This is a genomic window from Photobacterium aphoticum, from assembly GCF_001029435.1.
GTDB lineage: Bacteria > Pseudomonadota > Gammaproteobacteria > Enterobacterales > Vibrionaceae > Photobacterium > Photobacterium aphoticum.
Map to the genome: position 1 here is coordinate 13,148 of NZ_LDOV01000042.1, position 21,068 is coordinate 34,215.

28 protein-coding genes are annotated in these 21,068 nt (G+C 47.2%); 23 read left to right on the forward strand and 5 right to left on the reverse strand.

The window, feature by feature from the left end; genetic code table 11:
- Window positions 1-95: 95 nt before the first annotated feature.
- From ABT58_RS20525 to ABT58_RS20555, 7 genes are all read left to right on the forward strand, one after another.
- Complete coding sequence (locus ABT58_RS20525; protein WP_047876316.1) at window positions 96-473, forward strand: hypothetical protein; 378 nt, start codon at window positions 96-98, stop codon at window positions 471-473.
- A gap of 85 nt (window positions 474-558) precedes the next feature.
- Complete coding sequence (locus ABT58_RS20530; RefSeq protein WP_047876317.1) at window positions 559-924, forward strand: VOC family protein; 366 nt, start codon at window positions 559-561, stop codon at window positions 922-924.
- A 185-nt stretch (window positions 925-1,109) separates the two neighbouring features.
- Window positions 1,110-1,916 (forward strand): sulfite exporter TauE/SafE family protein, encoded by an 807-nt coding sequence (locus tag ABT58_RS20535; RefSeq protein WP_047876318.1) that lies wholly within the window; start codon window positions 1,110-1,112, stop codon window positions 1,914-1,916.
- Window positions 1,917-2,031: 115 nt separating this feature from the next.
- The gene (locus ABT58_RS20540) at window positions 2,032-2,481 is read left to right on the forward strand and encodes a tlde1 domain-containing protein (RefSeq protein WP_082211189.1); all 450 of its coding nucleotides are present in this window, start codon (window positions 2,032-2,034) and stop codon (window positions 2,479-2,481) included.
- A gap of 1 nt (window position 2,482) precedes the next feature.
- On the forward strand, window positions 2,483-2,833 hold the full coding sequence (locus ABT58_RS20545) for a hypothetical protein (protein WP_047876320.1): 351 nt from the start codon (window positions 2,483-2,485) through the stop codon (window positions 2,831-2,833).
- Window positions 2,834-2,871: 38 nt separating this feature from the next.
- Window positions 2,872-3,252, forward strand: coding sequence for a ribosomal maturation YjgA family protein (locus tag ABT58_RS20550; protein ID WP_053063153.1), 381 nt, complete (start codon window positions 2,872-2,874; stop codon window positions 3,250-3,252).
- A gap of 230 nt (window positions 3,253-3,482) precedes the next feature.
- Window positions 3,483-3,989 carry an opioid growth factor receptor-related protein gene (locus ABT58_RS20555; protein ID WP_047876322.1) on the forward strand — a complete coding sequence of 169 codons (507 nt, stop codon included), beginning with the start codon at window positions 3,483-3,485 and terminating at the stop codon, window positions 3,987-3,989.
- Window positions 3,990-4,084: 95 nt separating this feature from the next.
- Here ABT58_RS20555 and ABT58_RS20560 read toward each other — a convergent pair whose 3' ends face one another.
- The 3 genes from ABT58_RS20560 to ABT58_RS20570 all read right to left on the reverse strand — a co-directional run bounded on the left by ABT58_RS20560 (window position 4,085) and on the right by ABT58_RS20570 (window position 6,858).
- On the reverse strand, window positions 4,085-4,444 hold the full coding sequence (locus tag ABT58_RS20560) for a tetrachloroethene dehalogenase (protein ID WP_229821797.1): 360 nt from the start codon (window positions 4,442-4,444) through the stop codon (window positions 4,085-4,087).
- A gap of 1 nt (window position 4,445) precedes the next feature.
- Window positions 4,446-5,870, reverse strand: coding sequence for a reductive dehalogenase (locus tag ABT58_RS20565; RefSeq protein ID WP_047876323.1), 1,425 nt, complete (start codon window positions 5,868-5,870; stop codon window positions 4,446-4,448).
- Between the two features lie 82 nt (window positions 5,871-5,952).
- Window positions 5,953-6,858, reverse strand: coding sequence for a LysR family transcriptional regulator (locus ABT58_RS20570; RefSeq protein ID WP_047876324.1), 906 nt, complete (start codon window positions 6,856-6,858; stop codon window positions 5,953-5,955).
- 263 nt (window positions 6,859-7,121) lie between these two features.
- Here ABT58_RS20570 and ABT58_RS20575 point away from each other — a divergent pair, with 263 nt between their 5' ends.
- The 8 genes from ABT58_RS20575 (at window position 7,122) to ABT58_RS20600 (ending at window position 12,339) form a co-directional block, all read left to right on the forward strand.
- A complete protein-coding gene (locus tag ABT58_RS20575; RefSeq protein WP_240478051.1) occupies window positions 7,122-8,432 on the forward strand; it encodes an FMN-binding protein in 1,311 nt (436 codons plus the stop codon).
- A complete protein-coding gene (locus tag ABT58_RS24140) occupies window positions 8,432-8,593 on the forward strand; it encodes a hypothetical protein (protein WP_156168834.1) in 162 nt (53 codons plus the stop codon). Before ABT58_RS20575 ends, ABT58_RS24140 begins: the two co-directional genes overlap by 1 nt.
- A 100-nt stretch (window positions 8,594-8,693) precedes the next feature.
- Window positions 8,694-9,062 (forward strand): hypothetical protein, encoded by a 369-nt coding sequence (locus ABT58_RS20580; RefSeq protein ID WP_047876325.1) that lies wholly within the window; start codon window positions 8,694-8,696, stop codon window positions 9,060-9,062.
- A 410-nt stretch (window positions 9,063-9,472) separates the two neighbouring features.
- Window positions 9,473-9,970, forward strand: coding sequence for a 2TM domain-containing protein (locus ABT58_RS20585; RefSeq protein ID WP_047876326.1), 498 nt, complete (start codon window positions 9,473-9,475; stop codon window positions 9,968-9,970).
- A gap of 113 nt (window positions 9,971-10,083) precedes the next feature.
- Window positions 10,084-10,215 carry a hypothetical protein gene (locus tag ABT58_RS24515; RefSeq protein ID WP_268248480.1) on the forward strand — a complete coding sequence of 44 codons (132 nt, stop codon included), beginning with the start codon at window positions 10,084-10,086 and terminating at the stop codon, window positions 10,213-10,215.
- 97 nt (window positions 10,216-10,312) lie between these two features.
- A complete protein-coding gene (gene rhlP / locus ABT58_RS20590) occupies window positions 10,313-11,143 on the forward strand; it encodes a rhombotarget lipoprotein (RefSeq protein WP_053063154.1) in 831 nt (276 codons plus the stop codon).
- Entirely contained in the window at window positions 11,140-11,565 is a 426-nt protein-coding gene (locus ABT58_RS20595; protein ID WP_047876328.1) for a hypothetical protein, read from the forward strand. The genes rhlP and ABT58_RS20595 overlap by 4 nt, the downstream gene beginning before the upstream one ends.
- Before the next feature lie 477 nt (window positions 11,566-12,042).
- Window positions 12,043-12,339, forward strand: coding sequence for a hypothetical protein (locus tag ABT58_RS20600; protein WP_047876329.1), 297 nt, complete (start codon window positions 12,043-12,045; stop codon window positions 12,337-12,339).
- An 88-nt stretch (window positions 12,340-12,427) separates the two neighbouring features.
- Here the strand turns inward: ABT58_RS20600 and ABT58_RS20605 are convergent, their stop codons facing one another.
- On the reverse strand, window positions 12,428-12,838 hold the full coding sequence (locus ABT58_RS20605) for an EamA family transporter (RefSeq protein ID WP_047876330.1): 411 nt from the start codon (window positions 12,836-12,838) through the stop codon (window positions 12,428-12,430).
- Window positions 12,839-13,110: 272 nt separating this feature from the next.
- On the opposite strand from ABT58_RS20605, the gene ABT58_RS20615 reads away from it, so the two are divergent.
- The 8 genes from ABT58_RS20615 to ABT58_RS20645 all read left to right on the forward strand — a co-directional run bounded on the left by ABT58_RS20615 (window position 13,111) and on the right by ABT58_RS20645 (window position 20,406).
- Window positions 13,111-13,647: a YqgE/AlgH family protein gene (locus tag ABT58_RS20615; protein ID WP_047876332.1), complete on the forward strand. Its 537-nt coding sequence runs from the start codon at window positions 13,111-13,113 to the stop codon at window positions 13,645-13,647.
- A 287-nt stretch (window positions 13,648-13,934) separates the two neighbouring features.
- Window positions 13,935-15,029, forward strand: coding sequence for a hypothetical protein (locus ABT58_RS20620; RefSeq protein WP_189595488.1), 1,095 nt, complete (start codon window positions 13,935-13,937; stop codon window positions 15,027-15,029).
- 166 nt (window positions 15,030-15,195) lie between these two features.
- Window positions 15,196-17,193 (forward strand): TonB-dependent receptor domain-containing protein, encoded by a 1,998-nt coding sequence (locus tag ABT58_RS20625; protein WP_047876333.1) that lies wholly within the window; start codon window positions 15,196-15,198, stop codon window positions 17,191-17,193.
- Between the two features lie 319 nt (window positions 17,194-17,512).
- Complete coding sequence (locus ABT58_RS20630; protein WP_047876334.1) at window positions 17,513-19,090, forward strand: tetratricopeptide repeat protein; 1,578 nt, start codon at window positions 17,513-17,515, stop codon at window positions 19,088-19,090.
- A gap of 57 nt (window positions 19,091-19,147) precedes the next feature.
- Complete coding sequence (locus ABT58_RS20635; protein WP_047876335.1) at window positions 19,148-19,432, forward strand: hypothetical protein; 285 nt, start codon at window positions 19,148-19,150, stop codon at window positions 19,430-19,432.
- 127 nt (window positions 19,433-19,559) lie between these two features.
- A complete protein-coding gene (locus ABT58_RS20640; protein WP_047876336.1) occupies window positions 19,560-19,775 on the forward strand; it encodes a DUF4177 domain-containing protein in 216 nt (71 codons plus the stop codon).
- Between the two features lie 26 nt (window positions 19,776-19,801).
- Window positions 19,802-20,002, forward strand: coding sequence for a membrane protein insertion efficiency factor YidD (gene yidD, locus ABT58_RS23850; RefSeq protein ID WP_229821799.1), 201 nt, complete (start codon window positions 19,802-19,804; stop codon window positions 20,000-20,002).
- The gene (locus ABT58_RS20645; RefSeq protein WP_047876337.1) at window positions 20,002-20,406 is read left to right on the forward strand and encodes a hypothetical protein; all 405 of its coding nucleotides are present in this window, start codon (window positions 20,002-20,004) and stop codon (window positions 20,404-20,406) included. Before yidD ends, ABT58_RS20645 begins: the two co-directional genes overlap by 1 nt.
- 74 nt (window positions 20,407-20,480) lie before the next feature.
- Here the strand turns inward: ABT58_RS20645 and ABT58_RS20650 are convergent, their stop codons facing one another.
- The gene (locus tag ABT58_RS20650; protein ID WP_047876338.1) at window positions 20,481-21,068 is read right to left on the reverse strand and encodes a 4Fe-4S binding protein; all 588 of its coding nucleotides are present in this window, start codon (window positions 21,066-21,068) and stop codon (window positions 20,481-20,483) included.

A 21,068-nucleotide genomic window follows, 5' to 3' on the forward strand; every position in this document is an offset into this window, starting at 1 on the left:
CTTTTCGAGAGAGGTTGGGTTTTCCACTATCGCGTATTGTGCGGCATGGCTATGGCATTGATACTGCGGCAATAAGGCTTACGCGGTGGTGGCAGATGAAGTTAATACAATGGCGAAAACGCCCTGATAAAGTCATTCTCTCGGTTTCGGTGCTGTTGGCGTTAATGCCCTTGTGGGGATTACTGACGGGTACGGCTTTTTCGTTAGGGGCATACGGTTCCAATTATCACGAATTTGGGTTAGCTCAGGAGCCTGATCGTTTTTGGTTTTTGATCAAAGTGCAAGGCGCGATTTGGGCATATGTCGTCATGCTTGCTTTTGTTGATTTCCCTTTAATCAAGCATCTTTATGAACGATTAATCGCGTTCAAAAATCAGCATAAAATCATAGCGTATCTCACTCTTTATCTGTTGGTGCCTATCATTGTTGTGGCGCTTTTCCTGTTTTGTCTGCATGTGTTTGATATTCAATAGCAAGACGAAAAATCAAGGAAGAAGCTAAGGACAGAAAAACACAGATAGAGAGGCAACACGATAGAGATAAAAAAGGAGAGCAAACATGGAGTTACTCACCACCGGCTTTATCATCAGAACCGAACATTACTCAGCGTGTGTGGATTTTTACCAGCGGGTGCTGGGATTGCCGATAGTTGAAGAAAAACACGACGGTGATTTTCACATGACACACTTTGCGTTTGGTGGCGCATACTTGCTGATTGAAACTGGCGGGACAGCTGATCCGGTGGGTGACGGCCCTATCTTGAAACGCAAAATTTTGCGCTTGGATGTGGCAGATTACCAACCAGTTATCGCCCAGTTGGAAAGCATGGACGTACGGGCTGACTATTATGCGTATGACTGGGGAAACGTCGTGATCACCTTCGATCCGGACGGCAATCAGGTTGAATTTAAAAGCCCAGCATAAAGGTGCGAGCAATGCGCTTTTTTCCTTTCAGTGATCATCTGTATTTTGACATAAAACGGTGAAAAAACCTGTTTTGGTGGTTTGTTCACCAGTATCGCGCTATATCGGCGATTAAAGCATTAGATTAAGAGGGGGATTGTTATTACTATAACGATCTCCTCTTATTACGGTCTTTAAGGTCCCGTATGTTAATCAATGCCGTCTATCTTTTTACGGGTGCTTTAGGTGGCACGATTATTGGTGCATTAGGCAGCGGTAGCAGCCTTGTCATTCTTCCCCTGTTAACCATTACTTTTGCCAGCGTTTTTCCTGAAACCGTCTCGCTGAAAATCGCGGTAGCCACATGTATGGCAACTTTGATCGTTGGCAGTCTGTCCGGTGCCATTAGCTATGCCCGATCGGGCCTGTTTGATAAACAATTAGTGAAATGGTGTTTGCCGGGCGTCTTACTGGGGGCACTGATCGCCCCGCAGTTATCCAACATCATTCCGGCGCACGGGTTGCGTTGGTATATCGGTGCGTTAATTGTCACCATTGCCGTGTATAAATTGGTGCAAAGCTCCCGCCATAAGCCGGAAACGAGCAGTGAAGTCCAGCCGATCTTGTTGTTCGTAGTGAGTATCGTTTGTGCCATTCTGAGCGGCTTAGCGGGCGTGGCATTAGGGATATTGATGATCCCTTTTTTGGCGCGATATGCAAAACACCAAGTGGTGCTGGGCACGAACTTGTTGCTGGCGGTACCGTACTCAATCGTCGGGACGCTGGGCTATGTGATGGCGGGGCTACAAATGAATCCGGCATCCAGTCCTGCGGTCGGGCAGATTGATTACCTGCTAGGGTACATCTATTTACCCGCGTTCTTTGCCATCGCGTTAACGATCGGATTATTTCCGCCATTAGGGTTAAAAATCGCCAAAAAAGTCGGGAATACCGTTATGCAGCGTGTATTTTACGGGTACTTGCTGGTGGCAGGTTTGACGATCTTACTTTAGGTAACTTGACGACGATGCTAATCATTATTTGAACTCTGTCGAGGAATGGCTAGCATCAAGCTTTTTCAAACAGACTCTTTGTTATCATGCATTTTTAAATTAATTATGATCAAAGATGAAGTTGATATTTAGCATCACACAGAAAAGATTAATCTTAAAAACACCTTGTTATTCTTTTTCAATAAGAGCAACAAGCGGTAAAGATGAGTGTATGAACAGTGCAAGTCAATCTTGCCTAATTACACCCTTTAAAGGAGCTATACCAATAGGAAACTATTATATCGTGCCCTCTGAACTCAGTGATCCAAATGCCGTTGGGGATGTGTTAAGAACTTACCGTCCTGATAGTCCAGGTGATTGGGGTGATTGGAGAATAAGAATTTATTCAAAGCCAGCAACGAAGACATGGGGTAGAGATAAATTCTTTTTGCATGGCGGTAGTTTCGATGGGTCTGCTGGGTGTATAGATGTTGGTGGTGGTCAGTGGGGGAATAAACAAACGGATAGGCTTGCAAGTTTAATATTATCATCGAGTATAAATATTGATCTTGAGGTTATCGAATAATATGAAAAATTATTTATTTGTTGTTGCCTATTTTTTCGTTTTATTGGTATTGCCAAAATGGATTGAAAATGAGTGGATAAGTGATGTGAACGCTCTATATTTTCTATACACCTCAGCTATTGCTCTCTCCTTCTTTTGTGTGCGTAGGGTGTCAATAATATTATTTTCTGTTATTTTTTATGCCGTCATCGTGCTGGTTGATATATGGACAGGCAGTGGTTTTATTATAAATGAAAAGTTTGAATCAATGATGCTTTTGTATGGTTCTTCATTTTTGTTTATTTTACCCATGGTTGTGGGATTTGTTTTAAATATTATTTTTCGTCGTTTGAAAGCATATAGTCGAACGTAAATTTGACAATTCAGTGATGGAAAAATTAAGTGAGTAAGATGTTTCGGTTGTGTGGAAAATCACTGATCACCAGTGTGGTGCTTTTTCTGGTTTTGGTGTACATCGCGTTGTATGTGCGCGATCAGTTTGTTCGTCCGTTTTTGGGGGATGTGCTGGTCGTAGTCTGGATGTATTACACCTTAAAAAGTGTGTTGAATATCTCGGCAACGCGCTTGGCGGCTGGCGTCTTGCTGATCGCTTATGCGGTAGAGTTTGCACAGTACGCCAATGTACTGAGCTGGCTGGGTATGGAACACATTCGCGCGGTACGGATCATCTTTGGCGCGACGTTTGATCCGCTTGATCTGCTGGCTTACACCCTGGGTATTCTTTCTGTGCTGGGGCTGCATGTTGCTTACGAAAAATTTCATAAGCAATAAGTGAAGTACACTCGAAAGCCTGTTCATTTTTGCTTTTTATCTAAAGAGAGTATTTCTATGACGTTATTGTCTGCTTTTGGCCATTGGTGCCGTCAACCTGCACACCCTGTTATGAAAGTCGTTACCACCGGGTTGCTATTTTGCGCGCTGCTTAACGTCGCCTTTTTCTATTTTCAGTCGTAAATTAAAGCCGGTCATGGTTGATCATTGAAGTCGAGCAGGGAGGAAGCATGAGTAATATTGCCGCATTTATGTTGGGTGAGCAGCCGGATCAATTAGGGCGTTACATCCACGAGATTTTGGCGTTTGATGCGTTTTGGTTAGAGCATGATCATAAATATATACAGGTCTTGTTTCCCATTGATGAGGGGACTAAATTCAATCGCCATGCGCCGTTGGTGACGGATGCCGATCGAACGGCGTTTGCCAATGATCCGGCGTTACGGGCTGCACACCTGCAAGCGTTGGATAAGATGCTCGCATTTTGGGGATTGGCGCGAGAGGGTGAAACGATCACACCGATTTTGCCCTTAGCCCCTGCGACCCATGTGTGGCTAAAGCCGCATGATCACAATCAGTTGCGTCTGTCGCGCGTGATACGCAGTTTGGCGTTATTGGGCAATCCGGCGATCGCCGTGCAACTCAGTGCGTGTTTGTTAGCGGCGGCCGATCAAACCGGCAGTGTGTCGGAGAAAACCCGTTATCACTGGCAACACGCTTTGATGGTGTCCGCTTAACGATGAAAGGCACCTTGAACGGGGAACGCTCCAAGGTGCCTTTTTATCGACTTTGGGTGTCTTTCTCTATCGCCTGTTAGCCATAGCGAGGCAATTTAAGCCGCAGAAGCGGGTGTTTCAGACTGTGGCTTTTCAGAGAATGACGTTTTCGCAGACTGGCGACGGTCAGTGGTTTGCCCCGTTATTTTCTTTGGCAGGATCAAACGCTTCCACGTCAGGTTCAGCAAAATGATCCCCGGCAGACCAAAACACACCAAGCCCATGGCGCCTGATTGTGGTTCACCTTCGGCAAAAGAGGCCCATGACCAGCCAATACAAATCCACAAAATGCCAAAGGCCGCTGCCAAGGCGAGATGGGTGATCCAGTTCATCTGGTAGCGCTTACTCAGGTGCACATACCCCCAAGCGGCGCCGGTGGTCATCATGCCCATCAAATACCACATCAATCCGATCATGTTATTTCTCCTTGTCTGACAGCCAGAATTTATCGACCGCTTTATCGACTTCCATGTTGCCGTAACCGAACAGAATATCCGCTTCTGTCATCATCTTATGGACAAAGCCAGTGGTGACGGTGTTCGAGGCATCAATCAAACGGTGATGCCAGAAATCCGGTTTGTTCCACGGGCAGGCTTTAATACAAATGACGCAGCCAATGCCGTTATCGCCCCAGTATTTAAAACACTTCTTGGCATCGTTATAGAACTTGCGCACGCCTTTCTGACCGTGCCAGGCGATGTCGATGCTTTCACTGCCCGGATACGTCGGGGCCATAGACGGCTTGTCATCCATACTGATGGCATTTGACGGGCATTGCTCGGCACAGCGTTTACAGTTTTCACAGAACTCCATGATGCCAAACGAGCGCGCTTTGTCGTATTCCACGAAATCCAGATCGGTGTACACCTTGGCAGTACGCACGCGGCTGCCAAAGTTAGGCACAATCAGGGTACCGTTACGTGCGCCTTCGCCCAGTCCGGCTGCGATACTGTAGGCGACGTTGTTGCCCAAGTCGTTACCGGAAGCGACCGCCTGATAGCCCAGACGGCGAATGAAATCAGCCAGCTGACCGGCGACCAGTGACATCTCGGTATATTCGTTATTGACCGAGGCCGCAGAGACGGCAGACGGCGCGGTACGAATCGCTTCGTAGTCCATTTCAAACGCCAACACAATCACGGTTTTGGGTTTAAACGGGAAATCGTCTTCCCACGTGTACGTGGTGCTGGTGACCGGATCGAAAATCGGTGAGTAGTTCCAGCGCGGATCATTATGGGTGATACCGACTCGATCAGCCCCGAACAGGCAGGCTGCACGCTTAATGTGCTGGCTGGCATCTTCCGGGGATTCAAACTGCCATTGCTCTGTGGCAAGGTTCCACTGATCCCACGTGTGTTCACCGGTACGTGGTGAGCCGAATTTACTGGTTGGGGCTAAGTAGCGATCCAATGGCCCAACGGCGGCATGACACAGTGCCCAGTCAATTTGGCGATAGCCGAGGGTCTCGTTATCCCAGGCGGAAGGGTTCGGTTGGGCATGTTTTTTCAGTGACGCCATGATGCTGGAGAAGGTGAACCCTGGGATCCCTAATTCTGCAGCAAAGGCGGTATTACGTTCTGGGAACTGTTCCTGTAACGCTTGAGAAATGGCATAACTGAATACGGAGTTGCGCTGATCAAACGGGATCAGCACGTTATCGTCAATCTCGACCGGAAAGCCATCGTGCGGCACACCGTTGACGCGATAAGTGACAAAGGCCCCCGCACCGCCGGTGGCAGCTAATGCAGTGGCGGCCGCGCCCCATTTAAACAGGTTACGGCGTTGCGGGTTTTCCAACGTTACGTTGTCCGTATCGGACGTTGGAGTCGGTTGTTTTTCCATGATCGTTCCCAGTCATTAACACTGAGCGCGATCATAAGGAATTGAAAAGCAAGGATGCAGAGCAGGGCTGCTATGGCCCTATTCAAAATTCAAATAGATCATATTTTTGCTCGGCGTATTGGGTCAGCATGTCGAGAAACACGCGGATTTTTTTCGGCATGTGATGGCGTGAGTGGTACATCACATAGTAAGGCTGTTCGAACGAATACTTACCGTCAAACAGGCAGATCAGTTTGCCTTCGCGCACCATGGCGTTGGTGAGAAACTGCGGCGTATAGCAGATCCCATGGCCCTGAACGGCCAGTTGCATGGTTGAGCGGATAGATTCAGACATAAACGTGCCATCCACGTCGACGCAATGTACGTCATTGCCTTCCACATACAGCCAGCAAGACGGATCGACCAAGCGGGTATCAAAGCGTAAGCAATTGTGATGAATGAGCTCTCGCGGGTGCGCCGGCGTGCCGTGTTTATCCAGATAACTCGGTGCGGCATAGAAGCGGCGGCTGAAGGTAAATAATCGGCGAGCCACCATCCCGCTGTTTTTGGGCATTTCCACGTAAAAGAATAAATCCGCATCGCAGGTTTGTTCAATTTGGGTCGGAGACAGGGTCTTGATGTGAATGCGAATATCCGGGAAGGTGCGCATGAAAATACCAAAGAACTCTTTGGACAGCACTTCGCTGAAAAACGTCGGCATACACAGGTGAATATCGCCGCTGGGGGCGGATTGAAAGTCACTCAGGTTATCTTGTGCCAACTGGAATTCTTGGACAATGGATTGGCAGTGTGCGTAAAACTGACGCCCTTGCTCGGTGAGAAAAATCTGACGACTGGTGCGTTCAAACAAACGCGCTTGCAGTTGATCTTCCAGCTGTTTGATTTTACGGCTGACTGTGGATTGAGGCAGGTCGAGATTATTCGCGGCTTCGGTAAAACTCAGTTGATCGGCCACTTCGACAAACAATGCCAAATCGTCAATTTTCATACAATATCCCTGTTGCATGCCTGTTTATGATGGGGGAGCTTGATAAGCAGGCGGCGATTATCGTCAGCTTATGGGTAAAAGCCATGCTGTGATGGCGAAATATTGAAGTGGCGCAATATTCTCCCTGACACTTCGCTCAATAAGTGAGCGCATTCATCCTTTTGAGCGATACCAAGCTGCCTGAATCGGCATAGCAAAATTGCTATACGGGGTATGCAGTTTCAGGGGTAAGCGGCGGATACAAAGCATGTCACAATCGAGGAATGTCTTTTTCACTCAGTGACTTGGTGATGAACAAACGTACTTCAACCGCAACCCGTACTGTGACGTGGCAGCGTGCCATTACCCCTTTGGTGTTGTGTTCTCTTTTAGTGGCCTGGTGGGTGGGTTACCAGCAACAAGTGGGACTCAGCCATATCCTTCAGGCCCATTATCAATTCGCTGCCATTACGCAAGTGACCGAGCGCGATTACCATTTTGAGGTAACGGAACCCAAGCAAACGACGGAGGCTTCCTCTATGTTTGCAGCCAGTGCCAATGGTTACGGCGGCCCGTTAGTGATGGCGTTTAAGGTGGATGCAAGCCACCGTGTGCGTCAGGCAACCCTTGTTGAACACGTTGATACGGCGGGGTATGTGGTCAATGTACTTAACCAACGCATGTTGGATCGCCTTAATGGACAGAGGATTACCGAGCCATTCCAAATCGGACAAGATATCGATGGGGTGAGCGGCGCGACATTGACCGTGGTCGGCATGACTGAAGCGGTACGTAAAGCCGCGCATGAAGAAGCGATAGCCCGTGGTTTGACGCCTGACACCGTGACGGTGCCGATACGCTTCCAGTTAACGGATGCATTGCTGACGATACTGGTATTGATGGTGTTGTTTGAACGCAAATTGCCTGCCGCTGTGCGTAAATACCACATTATGCTGGTGGGCGTGTTGTCGGTAGTGGTGATTGGCTTTTGGGCCAATATGGCGTTGTCGCTGGCATCGCTGTCGAGCTTGATGCTGGGCTACTGGCCGGATCCTCGCCAAAATCCGTCATTGTATATTTTGTTACTGGCAATTGTGGTGGGGTTGCTTTGGTTGGGGAAAAACATCTATTGCAGCCAGTTATGTCCGTTCCACCATATTCAGCGTTGGTTGCATAAACTGGGTAAAAACAACATTGTGTTGCCGCCGTGGCTTAATCGCCATGCAGTGAACATTGTTAATGTGTTGTTGTGGGCGGCATTGATGTTGATGTTCTTGTCCCGTAATCCTGCTATTGCTTCTTATGAGCCGTTTTCGATGTTGTTCTCGCTCGATGGGGTCGGGGTGCAATGGTACATCTTGCCGTTGGCGTTAACAGGCAGTTTCTTTATTAAAGATTATTGGTGTCGTTTGCTCTGTCCGTTGGGGCGGGCATTGAATGTGGCTGTTGAGCAACGTCAGACCGTACGCAAGTCATGGCGCAGCTGGCAAAAACAGCGTGTGCCAGAGGTGAAGATCGCACGTGAGCGCACGGCACAAATCACGTCAACAAGCAGCATCCAAACGAAGGGGAAGCTTGATGGAGATAAAGCATAATGGAAAGGAGTAAACCGAACCGTCGAGGCACAGCAAATCGCCCTGCAAGCGCAGCCAAGCCCACTTCAACATTGAGTAAAGTGGCTGGCATGGGCTATGGATTAACCATCATGGTGATTGTGTTGTTTATGGCCAGCGGAGTGATGAGCCATTTGCATTGATCTTTTTCATGGCTGAGAGAGGCAAAACGATGCTGCTATAAAACATGTTGTACTGTATGATGCGCAAAAAATAATGATAAGCTTGGGTATAAGGCATTTTATGAAGTACATGAAAGTCAGTGTTGCTTGTCTCTCACTCATTCTTTCAGCGCAGGCATTCAGTGCAACCAAAATTGCAGCGATGGATGCCGCCTTTCATGAAGGAGAAAAAGTGGTTGCATGTGGCGTGTTAAAAGAGATTTCACGGTTTAAACGGGGTGTTTATCTTAATTTAGATGCACCATACCCGCAGCAATCATTAACCTTGGTGGTATGGGAAAACGATTTGGTGCAATTAAAGGCGAAGCATGGTGATTTTAAACACCATATGGACAGCGTGGTATGTGGTAAAGGCACTATCACGGAATATAAAGGCCGTCATCAAATCAGTTTATATAATGCCTATGCATTCAAGGTGGGTGAGCAGTAAAGAATTATTCTAACAATATAGAACCTCGTTTTGACATGGCGGCAGTGAAATAACGTGCGCTGCCGCCATGTATTTTTCATACTTTCTACTTTCTACTTTCTACTTTCTACTTTCTACTTTCTACTTTCTACTTTCTACTTTCTTCATTCAATTGCTTTTCTTTAATAAAGGGAGCATTTTCCCCTGGCCTTTTGCGTAAGCCTTTACGGTACACGAACGCCCTCTAAAGGGCTGAAAGGTAGCCTGTCAGGTGACACGTTGGTGCAAATACCTTGCTGGCGTGTGGGCTTGATCGCATTAATAAGTCTTTGAAAATTAATGTTTGTCGTGTGTTTGTCAGGTTCCTGTCGTTACGCTATAACTCCAATGAAGGCTAGAGTGGATGCAGCAAACGCAGAAGGGAGTCAATGATGATTATTCGGAAGTTACGATTACAGCAAGGTTGGTCACAAGAGCAGTTAGCTGAGATGAGCGGCCTCAGTATTCGCACCGTGCAGCGCATTGAGCGTGGGCAAAAACCGGGTTTGGAATCATTAAAATCTTTGGCTGCGGTATTTGAAACTACTGTCGCTGAACTTCAGCAGGAGTCTGATATGGATATGCACCACGATGAGAAAATACCGTCTACCACGACGGTGACATTAACCAAAGACGAAGAAAGCGTGATTCAACAGGTGAAAGAAATTAAAGGCTTTTACTCGCATTTAATTACCTATGTATTGGTGATGAGTGGCCTATTAATTTTGAATTTGCTGACTGAACCTTCAGAACTTTGGGTGGTATGGCCCGCCTTTGGTTGGGGGATCGGTATTATTAGCCATGCATGCAGTGTATTTGAGTGGGTGAATTTCTTTGGCCCGGATTGGGAAAAGAAACAAATAGAAAAGCGGCTGGGAAGAAAGCTGTAACCAGCGTGAAAATAGCAGGTGCTAGGCGCAATCAGGCATCTGCTGTTTATGTTTCATCTTGGTTGAAGTAACGCGCAACCTGTTGGCATGGATAACGGCAGACAAGGAGTGACATGGAAGGTTACACCATCAGTACCGATCAGCAGCAACTCGATGTTGATCTTATTCATCAATTCATTGCCAGTGTGGATTTACGTCGATTGAATGAATGCGGACTTTGTTTTGAACGGTGTTTTTTATTGTGAGGGAGACCCCAAAAATAGCCACACTGTTTTGCGTCTACAGGGAGAAGTCGGTTTCAATAGGGTTAACAACATGTGAATAGTGAGGGAGTGTAAGGCAATGAAAAGATGGATGAGCGTTATGGTGTTTCTGGGGCTATTGACGGGGTGTGTGAGTGATCCGGGCAAGCTGACGGCATCGAGCAGTTTGGTGGACTTTCTTTATCCCAATAAATCGGATTATGAAGAGCATAAGCCAGAAACGCCGACGCTGACCTTGCCTGTGCGCGTGGGGATTGCCTTTGTGCCGCCTTCTGAACACAACTACAGCAGCATCAGTTTATCGGAAAAACGCAAACATGAAATTTTGTCTGAAGTGAAAGAGGCGTTCATTACATTGGATTATGTTAGCCGTATCGAAATCATTTCTGACAACTACCTGAAAGCGGGCGGTGGCTTTGATACCCTTGAGCAACTGTCACGCCTGTACCATGTCGATGTGATTGCGTTGGTCTCTTACGATCAGGTAGCGCGCAGCAATGAAAACAATGCGTCGTTACTGTATTGGACCATTGCGGGGATGTACCTGATCCCGGGTAACAGCAATACCACACAAACCTTTGTGGACACGGCACTGTTTGACATCGACAGCCGGAAAATGCTGTTCCGCGCTCCGGGGATCAGTAAGGTAGATAGCCTGTCCACCGCCATTGGTATTGATGCGTCTTTGCAGGAAGATACCACGGAAGGGTTTGATTTAGCGGTCGACGATATGATCACCAACTTGAATACGGAGCTGGATATGTTCAAAGACCGTGTACGCACGGAGCAAATTGCCAAGATTGAGACCCGCTCCGGTTACAGCGGTGGTGGTGTCAGTGTCGGGGTGTTGATCGCTATGATGGGGCTGATGATGAGCCGACGACACAGGAAGTCAGGAGAGAAGCGTTGAAAATTAAACATTTATCATTGAGTACAAAGCATCCCGAGCGTTGTGCGACCTTGTTAGCGGCCTTAACGGAGGGAGAGGCAAAGCCCTTTCCTTCGCCCACTATGGACAGGGCTTGGTTATGCGTGTGGAACGAAGCGGAGAACTCGCTGATTGAATTCATTCCTGATGATTACGCACTGTGTTACGGCGAGCATGCGGCGACTTATGTTCGTCAACCTGCACCTGTTGCGTTTAATGCGGCCCATGTGATGTTGGAAACTACCCAAAGTATCGAGGCATTGGCCTGCATTGCTGACCAGCATGGTCTGGTACACCGTTTTCGCCCTCGGTTTGGTGGTCCATTATATGAGGTGTGGTTAGACGAGGCGTTACTCATTGAATTTTGGTCACCGGAAATTCAAGCCTATGCGGCCAAGTTGTGATGTGCTGGCAATGACCCACATTCCGATCATGTGCTTTATCGAGTGACTGCACATTTCCTTGCGTTCTCACTGTATGGTGAGAATCGAAATTGGGATAACAATGCGAGAAGATGTCCGGTGGAAATGATGATTTTTTCGGCGGGGAATGTGTATCGAAACAATTTGTGAAGGGGAAGGAGAGAGCGATAACTTATTGTTGTTCAGAGAAAATTATTTGTTACGGCTAAAAATCATTAACTGGTAGTACCATATTCTGCGATATATCGTCTGCTTTTTTATCCCTTTGGCCGATATTGATATTTTACATAGGTGAATTCTTCATAATAAGCTGCGACCTGCTTGCGTGTGCAGGTTGGGATTGGCGTGAAACACATAGCCTGGTGCGGTACGTTGTCATGAAGGGGGAGCCTCATGTCGCCGCAGAAAAAAGGACAAGACGTCATTGAACAACCATTGGAAGTTGCTTAATGAGGATGTATGAACCGGATTGTGATAATGAAAAGTCCATCGCAGAAATTGGCGTATGTGGCGACGAATAAGAAGTATTTAGATATGTCAGTCTCTGACATTGCAGAAGACTGGGAAAAGAATTATCAAAATGCTCAGCCAAAACAAATAAAAAATAAGTCGGCCATATTAGCCATGGCACGTGCTGTGGATTTTTCAGTGGAATTAGGCGACCTGATTGAGCCGGTTATCCAAGAGCAAAATAAAGCAAGAAAAGCCATGATTGCACGCTTAGCCCAAGCGGGCTGGACGGTATTAAACCAATGAATGCGCGTAAGAGACGATGAGGACAAAAGTTGCCCTCATCGTCTCCTTCTTATTTGTTCTTTCTTCTTCTTTCTTATTTTCTCGGCGGCTAGCCTTGCCACGCCACCAAGATGACCCCTGCGGTAATGAGGGCGATCCCTAACCAGTTGATTCCGCTAAGCTGCTCACCCAGTAACGCCACACTGAACACTGCCACTAATACCACGCTTAGTTTATCGATGGGTGCAACTTGTGCCGCTTGCCCTAATTGCATGGCACGGAAATAACACAGCCAGGAAGCGCCTGTTGCCAAGCCGGATAACACCAAAAAGGTTAAGCCACGGCCAGATAAGCTGCTGATGGGCTGAAACTGTTTGGTGAAATAGGCGATCCCCCCTACCAGCAATAAGATCACACAGGTGCGAATAAAGGTCGCGAAGTCAGAATTGATAGTATTAACACCGAGCTTGGTTAATACCGCCGACAGCAAAGCCCAAAACAGCCATGAGGTGTTCAGCATGCTTGCTCCAAAAAGAAAATGAAAATGAGACGCAACCGCGAAGTATGCTGCGCATGAAGTAAGACGTCAGGATAGGCGGCGTAAATCTGTGTAAATCTCTGATAATTATTTTGGTCGATTGTGCGAGCAGGGTATGCATAGACACGGTGGATGGGTAGCAAGGAGAAAATACGGGGTTTGAAACGCCTCGCACTTATGTAATCCGAGCAAGCAAGGTGGCTGCCACTCTGGCACATTGAGTGTATTCCTTTGAAATAATTGATGAGAAGAACATGGCAAGCTTTCTAACCGACAGTATTATCATTGCTAACCCTGCCATTGGGGATGTCCCAAAATTCAAACCGATCGCGAACCGATTGGTGTATATCGTAGAGCACAATAAAGACGGTGCTGTTGGGGTGTCGTTGAACAATAATTACATCAAGCCGTTTAATGAAATCGCAGAAGTGCTGACCGTGCTGAAATCGGTAGATCCAAGCATGTTGCTGAACGACAAGCTGTTTGGTGGTGGCCCGTTATTTACCGATCGTGCTTGGATCTTAGGGAAAAACAAAGGCAAATACAGTGAAACACTGACCAACGATCATCTGTCATTGAATTTCTCGTTACAGGCCTTTTCTGACAACTTACCCGAGCACCGCTCGTCTTGCGGCATTGGGACATTTGGGTGGGGCCCGGGGCAGCTTGAGAAAGAGTTAGGCGCACAGCTTTGGCACTATTACCCAGCCGATCCTGAAGCATTGGATGCCATTCCGTTTGAGGGATCGTACAAAGGGGCGATTGATATTTTGAAAGCGATGAAGGCATAACACAGCCCGCTGAATGCTGTTCACGATGGCCCTCAAAAGACCAGCTTCTAAATGTAAGTGATATTCGTTATCATCTTTATCTTTTTACATGACGACAAGACGTTGTCATGGCATGGACGGAGAGACGCAGGATGCGAACGTACTATCACTTACTTCAAACACATGGCCACTTACTTCAAACACACGGCCACTTACCTCAATTACAAGATCATTTACCCCAGCCGCACAATCATTTTTCTCAATCACACAATCCATTCCCTCATTTTTTGAAACGCGGTAAATGTACCGTGCTTGGTGGGTTATTTTGCTGTGGATTATTACTTGGTGGGCTGACCGGTTGTGAATACCTGCCGCATGAGGCCAATGTCACCCTCTCTCCGGCGGCGATACAAACGGTGGTGGAGCAATCTCGACCTGCAAATACCGCGATCATGCAGGCGTTTGAGCAACATGATTTGGTGGCTATCGGTGATTACCACTGGAATGACGCTTTCATTGACTATGCGATGACGCTGATTCAATCACCGGCGTTTTCTGAGCAGGTGCAACATATTGTGGTGGAATTTGGGAATGGGCAGTATCAATCCTTAATCAATGATTATGTGGCAGGTAAGGCTGTCAGTGACGCGCAGGTGCAAGAAGCGTTGCGGGGTTCGTTGTATTTTATGGCTTGGGCGCCGGACGTGTATGGTCGCTTTTTTGCCGCTGTACGAGTGCGTAATGCCCAACTTCCCCCTGAACAACAGCTTCATGTTCACCTTGCCGAGGCCCCGTTTGACTGGTTAACCCTGCGCGATAAACAGGTATGGCAACAGGCGGCACAGTCAAAGAGCGATCATTTCTACCAAGTGGCTGAAGAGCGCCTTCAGCAACAGCAAAAAGCCTTGTTGATCTTCGGTGCCTTCCATTTGATCTCCGCCCCAGATGACTTTGTGCAGCGCGAAGCGGAATCCTCATGGCCACTGGCTACCCGTTTGCAGACGCATTATCCCGGTAGTCTCTACACCCTTTGGCCACTGACGGAACCGGCAGTGGTATCGGCGTATCAGGCGTTGCCTGCGCCCTCACTTATTCCCGTGAAAACCACCCCGATACAGTCAGAACGTATGATAGACATATTGCCCAAAGCGCGGTTTAAACTGGCAGAGATGGGCGAGAGGGAGGCCAAGGTCGGAGACTTGTTTGATGCGTTTTTGTATCTCGGTGAGAGTGAACGCAGCACCTTGTTTCCACGCAGCGTGATGGACGATACTGCTTGGATGGCGGAAATGCAGCGTAGGGCTGATTTGATTGGCGGGAAAATGCAAAAACGCTTCAATGAGATCCGCCGGAACAGTGAAGCTCATTACCGTACGAGGAATGAAAAAATATCTGCCCGTTAGATGTCGAGGCTCTGAAATCTCGATGGGATTTTCATGTGCTTGCAGGGTGAATTATGGAACTATCACACATTTAAGATTAAATGATAATCATTATCATTGATGTTGTTTGTTTTGTTGATTAAGGTCTCGGGCTTATTTACGGACCTTCTCAAAACAAGGATGTGTGATGAGTACTACCCAGCCCTTTGTGTCTCCTGCCGTACTGCTGCCAACCCTATTAAGCAGTGCAATATTAGCTGTTTTTTCTTCGTCGGCTTGGGCCTCTTCGGAAGGGCCTTCGCAAGTCGTCCATGATGATACGCCGGTGCAGGCGTTGGATCGCATGGTCGTGACGGCCACCTTAACTGAACACAGTGAGCTGACCGCGCCTGCGTCTGTGTCTGTGATCACCGCAGAAGACATCGCCAAAATGCCGGTGAAAGATCTGTCTGAGGCGATCCGCAGCAGTACGGGGGTGAACATTGAAGGCAGCACCGCATATGGTCGTAATAGCATTCGCATTCGAGGCTTAGACGGTAAGCACACCCTGTTACTCATTAATGGCCGCCGCATTAATTCTCAAGATGCCTTGATCCGTGGGAACGATTTTGACTTAGCCACCATTCCATTAACGGCGATTTCCCGCATAGAAGTGGTGCGCGGCCCGGTTTCTTCGCTGTACGGGTCTGAAGCGATGGGCGGTGTGGTGAATGTGATCCTCAAACGCCCTACGGAAACCTTGTCAGGCTCAGTCGGGGTGGAATATGAACACCTGCTGGAAGGGGACGGTGGTACCGGCATGAAAACCAATGGCTATATCAGTGGCCATCTAACGGATAAGCTGGCCGGTACATTGATTGTTGAACGTGCCGATCGTTCGCCATGGCGCACAGACGAAAATCCAGAGGTGGATGCCTTAGAAGCGCGCGAAAATACCAATGTGATGTCAGAGCTGCGTTGGGATATTAATGCCCAGCAAGCCATGATTGCCGATTTGTATTACACCCGTGACAGTCGCGAGGCAGACTGGTTGCACCCGCGTACCGGCCCGCACACCAATACGCAAGACTCGACCCGTTGGAATTATGGCTTAACCCATGAAGGGGCATGGTCATGGGCGGACTCGGAAGTGCGTGTATACGGTGAAACCATGAAACTGGACGATGCCAGTACCGCTTACAGCAATGGGGCTGCGGAGGTCGAGCTGCAAAATACCACGTTTGATTTCAAACTGCTGGGGCTTGCATGGGATCAACATGAGTGGGTCTTTGGGGGGGAGTACCGCACCTCGGAATTGGACAATGATCGGGACTTGGCATCAGGCAGTGCAGACAACTATCAAGGTGCGGTCTATGCGCAAGCGGAGTTGGATTTCGATGCATTATTACTGACATTAGGTGCGCGTCAGGACTTCCATGACGTGTATGGCGAGCATTTTAGTCCCCGTGCCTATGCAGTGTATCGTGTGACCGATGAATTCGTGTTGAAAGGGGGCGCGGGCGGTGGTTTTCGTGCGCCGGGGATCATGGAAAGCAGCGATGAAGTGCGGGTGATCAGCTGTGGTAACCGTTGTTGGTTAACCGGCAATGATGACTTGGAACCGGAAAAATCGAAAAGCTATGAACTGGGTGCAGCTTATGAATCGTTGACCTTGGGCGCAGGCATCACTTATTTCCATACTGAACTGAAAAACAAAATTGAGCGCGACCTCACCGCCCCGGTGGGGAGTGAGGGTGTCATGCCGATCTTTACGTATCAAAATATCGGTAAAGCTAAGATTCAAGGGGTAGAATTTGAAACCTGGTATGACGTGAATGATCGACTTCGTGCGGCGTTTAATTACACCTATACCGATGCAGAAGATACCACGACGGGCGAGACCTTGCAGAAAACGCCACGCCATTTAGCGAATCTGGATGTGAACTGGCAAGTGACCGATCCCTTAACTGCTTTCATGCGGGTGAACTACATTGGCGAGCAGGTGATCACCAACCCTAGTCGCGAGAACGTCACGGTCAGCGGATATAGTTTGGTGGGTTTAGGCGCATCCTATCAGTTTGAAGCACTGACGCTGAAAGGTGGCGTGAACAACTTGTTTAACACCGTATTGGATGAAGAAGATGATTATTACGGCTATACCGAAAAGGGGCGCAGTGTCTTTTTGAATGCCACTGTCGTGTTTTAAAATAACAGTCGCGTTTTAAAATAACAGCCGCGTTTAAATAAGGCGTACTTTTCAGATAAAAACATAAACAACCATGAATGGTTGGCTAGCACCTTCAGCCTCTCTGTGCAACGCACGAATTATATTCGTGATATGTGCAGGGAGGCTGTGTTGTTTTATGTGTTTCTCAATTGCAAGTGCTTTGATTTTATCTTGATGTGTATCGAAGGGCGAAAAAGGGGCCGCCATTTAAGGGGCAGGGGTATGGTATAAATCAGCGCCCAGTGAGTAAACCTTGATGCGTAGTTGATGTGTTGGTACTTAATAAGGAACGAAGAAAATGGATTTCTTGGTTGTTGTCATTATTTCAGTAGTTATGCTTTTTATTTGGCAAGTTTATCGAATGAAGCAAATGCCAGTACATGAGTTAGTGGTGGAATGCTTAAATCGACATCAGTTTAAAGAGGCTCTGGCTATTCTTTCAAATGATGTGGATAAAGGGAATTATGAGTCGGCTGTAATGATGGCAGAGGTTATTGAAAAGTTTGGCCTAAAGGATGCGGACGACCCATCAAATGAACTATTTCAGCCTATTTATTGGTATGAGAAAGCGGCTTTATTGGATGAAGCATTTAATGGAACTTATAGGTTGGGATTGAGGCTTGGGCGCTTGCCTAATGGAACGGTTATTGATGATGGAAGGGAGCGATTAGAACTCATCTTGTTGATTGATGCTGCTAATGGGAAAGCGGAGCAACAATATGAACTAGGTATGCTGTATTCTAACTTTTTATGGGATACAAAAAAAATCGAAGAATCTCAGTATTGGTTGGATAAAGCGGCTGAACAGGGGCATGAAAAGGCGCTCTTTGAAATAGGTTCTAGATACATATCGGAAAACCTTAATAATACAGATGATTACGGTAGTGAGTTAGCGCAGCAAGCTCGGCAGTATATATCTAAAGCCGTATCATTAGGTTATCAACCTGCCAGAAAAACGTATGCAGATATGCTTATAAAAGGGATTGGGGGTGATAAGCAACTTCGTGAGGCTGAGGGGATATTGCTCACCTTATGTGAAGAGTTCCATGATCAGGCGGAAAACGATAAATATATTATTGATATCTTGGTTTTAGAAGAACGATTAGCGAAGTTATACGTTGAATTGAATGATTGGGATAATGCGCGTCTTTATTTTGAAAAATATGCGGAATATGGGAAGAGTGGCGAAATCGCATTAGCGAATTTTTTGTTAGATCATTCTCACAGCGTCGATGATCATGCAAGGGCTCTTTCTTTAGTTAAAGAGGGTGCTGATGGGTGGCATACCGATGTATTAGCTATTTGGGGAAAAGCATACGAAACGGGCCGAGGCGTAAGCAAAAACTTACCGAAGGCGGCGATGCACTATCAACTAGCAAGTATTACGCTTAATCCACGACACATAGAATCAAAACAAGCACTGACGGCTCAATTGACGACATTAGAAAAGCATGAAGTGACAATATTGGAAAAAGAATATCGCGCGTTACATCCTATCTCTGAGGAACGGCAGAGAAGCATTAATTACTGTTATGCCTCTAATCTACTGAAAAAAGAGGATCTATCATGCGAAGAGGCTGAAGAAGGATTGGCGTTATTGAAGCAATGTGCTTTAGCTGGTGCTGAGGACGTCCTAACTGAAATAGCTGATGTTTATATGAAATTAAATAAACACTTTGAATGTGCACTCTGGTTAAAAGTGAGCATGCTTGGTGAGTCCGTCCCTACAATTGCTAATGATCCTGTATTTGATCGTTCAGGTTTCATCTGTAGCAATTTGTATAAAACCTTCACCGACGAAGAGAAATCCAGGATTGAAAAAGACGCGAGAATGCTATTTGAGCAAATTGAGAAGAAGCATGATGATGAGATATAGCCTGTTTAGTAAAAATGGGTGTGTGGTTCGTTAGGAAATAAACAAGGAAGTTAATGAATGAAATGTCCAAGTTGTAAAAGCAAGATTGATGAAAAGCAGGCACGAGAAAAAGCAGACAGTGAGAAGCGAGTGCGCTGCCCTGAGTGTCAGGTATGGCTAAAAGAAGATCCGAAAGCGTCGCAACTGCTGAATATCGGTTTCTTTACCTGGCTAGCGGGTACGGCAGGAAAAGGGATGATTGACGGCACGCCAGATGTCATGATGTTGTTGAATATCCCTGTGCTGGTCGGTTTAGTGATGATGGCGATCTGGTTTGTGCGTGGCAAGTGGATCACGGCATAGGTTTCAACCGCAAACCGTAATAATAGCGATAGTGTTTCGTCTCATAGATCCGGTATGATGCCGTTTAGCAGCAAAGGTGCTGTTTTGTATTGGTTTTATTGAAACATTGATTGAAGTGAGAGTCAGGATGGCTAATTTTACAGAATATAAAGTGGTTCACATTGTGGAAGGTGGTTGTGGTACCTTGTTGTTTGGTGCAAGCGGTTTGCCTATCCAGAAAATGGAAGCAGAGCTGAACAAGTACGCGCAAGATGGCTGGCAATTGGCGTTTCAAACCGTTGAAAGCAAGCGTTACATGCTGTTTTGGCAGCGTGAAGCAGTGATTATCACGCTAGGCCGTTAATCTTGTTTAAGGCCACATCGCTAAAATTGATCCGCTATTACCAAGGTAAGGGCGGATCAAAAGTCCTCTTTAATATTGAGTGTAATTTTGAGCCATCATGCTCTGAGTACACCAAGCAATGCATCATCAAATACGGGGCAATTAAAGGTTGGCAGTTAGGGCTTGCTCGCATACGTCGCTGCAATCAACCCGATTTGGTGGAAAAAATTCGAGATGAGGTGCCGTAATGTCACGATCTGAGTCAATGGAAGCATTAGAAGCCAAAGAAGAGCAACTGCGCACTTTGGTCGCTGATCTAGCGCCAGAGCAGAGAAAGCGCTTTTATGTGGAACAGACGAAGCAGCTGAAAGATCCTGATACTTACGCGGCGCTCAATTGGCTGTTTCTGGGCGGCTTTCACCACCTCTATCTGCGTAAATATTCGATTTTTTCCGTAGAGTTTACGCTGCTGATCATCGCTATTATTGCCTTGGTGATGGGATTCATCTACGCCGTGGTGATTTTGATCGCGATCTCGCTGTATGAATTGCCGCAGTTGTTCTTTTCCCAGAAAATTGCCCGTCAGTATAACTACAATCTGTCGATGCAGATCTATCATGATGTGAAGGCTGAGGCCACGATTGGGCGATAAGATGTTAACGCGCGATTATCCAAGTATTCAGAAAAAACGCCATTGCGGTATGTCGCAATGGCGTTTTTTTATGTTTATTCGGTAGGAACTGCAGGCGCTTCCTGAACTTTCGGCGTGATGGGCGATAGCGTAAAACTTATCGCGCCCATCGGGCAGGCGGTTCGGCATTGGCCGCAGCCATTGCATTTGTCTTTGAGTACGGCTGGGCGCTTCTCGTTAAGATCAATAGCCTGCTGTGGGCAGTCTGTCGCGCACATGTCACAGTAACCGTAGAGCATACGACGGCAAGACCCGCTGAAGACCGGGATCATTCCTGTTGAGTGACAGGTATTGCTCAGTGCCAAGGTCGGGCAAGCGCGTTGGCATTCCCCGCAGTCGGTACAGAAGTTACAGTCGAGATGCAGTTCCGGTTTGCCATTGATCATGCTGATCACATGCTGTGGACATGCTTTTTCACATTCACCGCAGCCATCGCATAAACGGCTTAGCAAGGTTTCATCGACAGCAGTCGGTGGGCGAGCCACCAAGCGGGTGAAAGGTTCAACGACCGCTTGCTGTTGAGTTTTCTTGGCGCCAGACAGCAACCCACGGAATAACCCTCGGCGGCTGATCTGCTTGTGCTCCATTACGGCTTGGTAATACTTTTCGCTTTTTTCCGTCAT

What these genes read in the sequence shown, in the direction of transcription:
- ABT58_RS20525 (WP_047876316.1), top strand. Translation starts at nt 96, where the DNA reads ATGAAGTTAATACAATGGCGAAAACGCCCTGATAAAGTCATTCTCTCG.
- ABT58_RS20530 (WP_047876317.1), top strand. Translation starts at nt 559, where the DNA reads ATGGAGTTACTCACCACCGGCTTTATCATCAGAACCGAACATTACTCA.
- ABT58_RS20535 (WP_047876318.1), top strand. Translation starts at nt 1,110, where the DNA reads ATGTTAATCAATGCCGTCTATCTTTTTACGGGTGCTTTAGGTGGCACG.
- ABT58_RS20540 (WP_082211189.1), top strand. Translation starts at nt 2,032, where the DNA reads ATGAAGTTGATATTTAGCATCACACAGAAAAGATTAATCTTAAAAACA.
- ABT58_RS20545 (WP_047876320.1), top strand. Translation starts at nt 2,483, where the DNA reads ATGAAAAATTATTTATTTGTTGTTGCCTATTTTTTCGTTTTATTGGTA.
- ABT58_RS20550 (WP_053063153.1), top strand. Translation starts at nt 2,872, where the DNA reads ATGTTTCGGTTGTGTGGAAAATCACTGATCACCAGTGTGGTGCTTTTT.
- ABT58_RS20555 (WP_047876322.1), top strand. Translation starts at nt 3,483, where the DNA reads ATGAGTAATATTGCCGCATTTATGTTGGGTGAGCAGCCGGATCAATTA.
- ABT58_RS20560 (WP_229821797.1), bottom strand. Translation starts at nt 4,444, where the DNA reads ATGATCGGATTGATGTGGTATTTGATGGGCATGATGACCACCGGCGCC.
- ABT58_RS20565 (WP_047876323.1), bottom strand. Translation starts at nt 5,870, where the DNA reads ATGGAAAAACAACCGACTCCAACGTCCGATACGGACAACGTAACGTTG.
- ABT58_RS20570 (WP_047876324.1), bottom strand. Translation starts at nt 6,858, where the DNA reads ATGAAAATTGACGATTTGGCATTGTTTGTCGAAGTGGCCGATCAACTG.
- ABT58_RS20575 (WP_240478051.1), top strand. Translation starts at nt 7,122, where the DNA reads ATGTCTTTTTCACTCAGTGACTTGGTGATGAACAAACGTACTTCAACC.
- ABT58_RS24140 (WP_156168834.1), top strand. Translation starts at nt 8,432, where the DNA reads ATGGAAAGGAGTAAACCGAACCGTCGAGGCACAGCAAATCGCCCTGCA.
- ABT58_RS20580 (WP_047876325.1), top strand. Translation starts at nt 8,694, where the DNA reads ATGAAGTACATGAAAGTCAGTGTTGCTTGTCTCTCACTCATTCTTTCA.
- ABT58_RS20585 (WP_047876326.1), top strand. Translation starts at nt 9,473, where the DNA reads ATGATTATTCGGAAGTTACGATTACAGCAAGGTTGGTCACAAGAGCAG.
- ABT58_RS24515 (WP_268248480.1), top strand. Translation starts at nt 10,084, where the DNA reads ATGGAAGGTTACACCATCAGTACCGATCAGCAGCAACTCGATGTTGAT.
- rhlP (WP_053063154.1), top strand. Translation starts at nt 10,313, where the DNA reads ATGAAAAGATGGATGAGCGTTATGGTGTTTCTGGGGCTATTGACGGGG.
- ABT58_RS20600 (WP_047876329.1), top strand. Translation starts at nt 12,043, where the DNA reads ATGAACCGGATTGTGATAATGAAAAGTCCATCGCAGAAATTGGCGTAT.
- ABT58_RS20605 (WP_047876330.1), bottom strand. Translation starts at nt 12,838, where the DNA reads ATGCTGAACACCTCATGGCTGTTTTGGGCTTTGCTGTCGGCGGTATTA.
- ABT58_RS20615 (WP_047876332.1), top strand. Translation starts at nt 13,111, where the DNA reads ATGGCAAGCTTTCTAACCGACAGTATTATCATTGCTAACCCTGCCATT.
- ABT58_RS20625 (WP_047876333.1), top strand. Translation starts at nt 15,196, where the DNA reads ATGAGTACTACCCAGCCCTTTGTGTCTCCTGCCGTACTGCTGCCAACC.
- ABT58_RS20630 (WP_047876334.1), top strand. Translation starts at nt 17,513, where the DNA reads ATGGATTTCTTGGTTGTTGTCATTATTTCAGTAGTTATGCTTTTTATT.
- ABT58_RS20635 (WP_047876335.1), top strand. Translation starts at nt 19,148, where the DNA reads ATGAAATGTCCAAGTTGTAAAAGCAAGATTGATGAAAAGCAGGCACGA.
- ABT58_RS20640 (WP_047876336.1), top strand. Translation starts at nt 19,560, where the DNA reads ATGGCTAATTTTACAGAATATAAAGTGGTTCACATTGTGGAAGGTGGT.
- ABT58_RS20645 (WP_047876337.1), top strand. Translation starts at nt 20,002, where the DNA reads ATGTCACGATCTGAGTCAATGGAAGCATTAGAAGCCAAAGAAGAGCAA.
- ABT58_RS20650 (WP_047876338.1), bottom strand. Translation starts at nt 21,068, where the DNA reads ATGACGGAAAAAAGCGAAAAGTATTACCAAGCCGTAATGGAGCACAAG.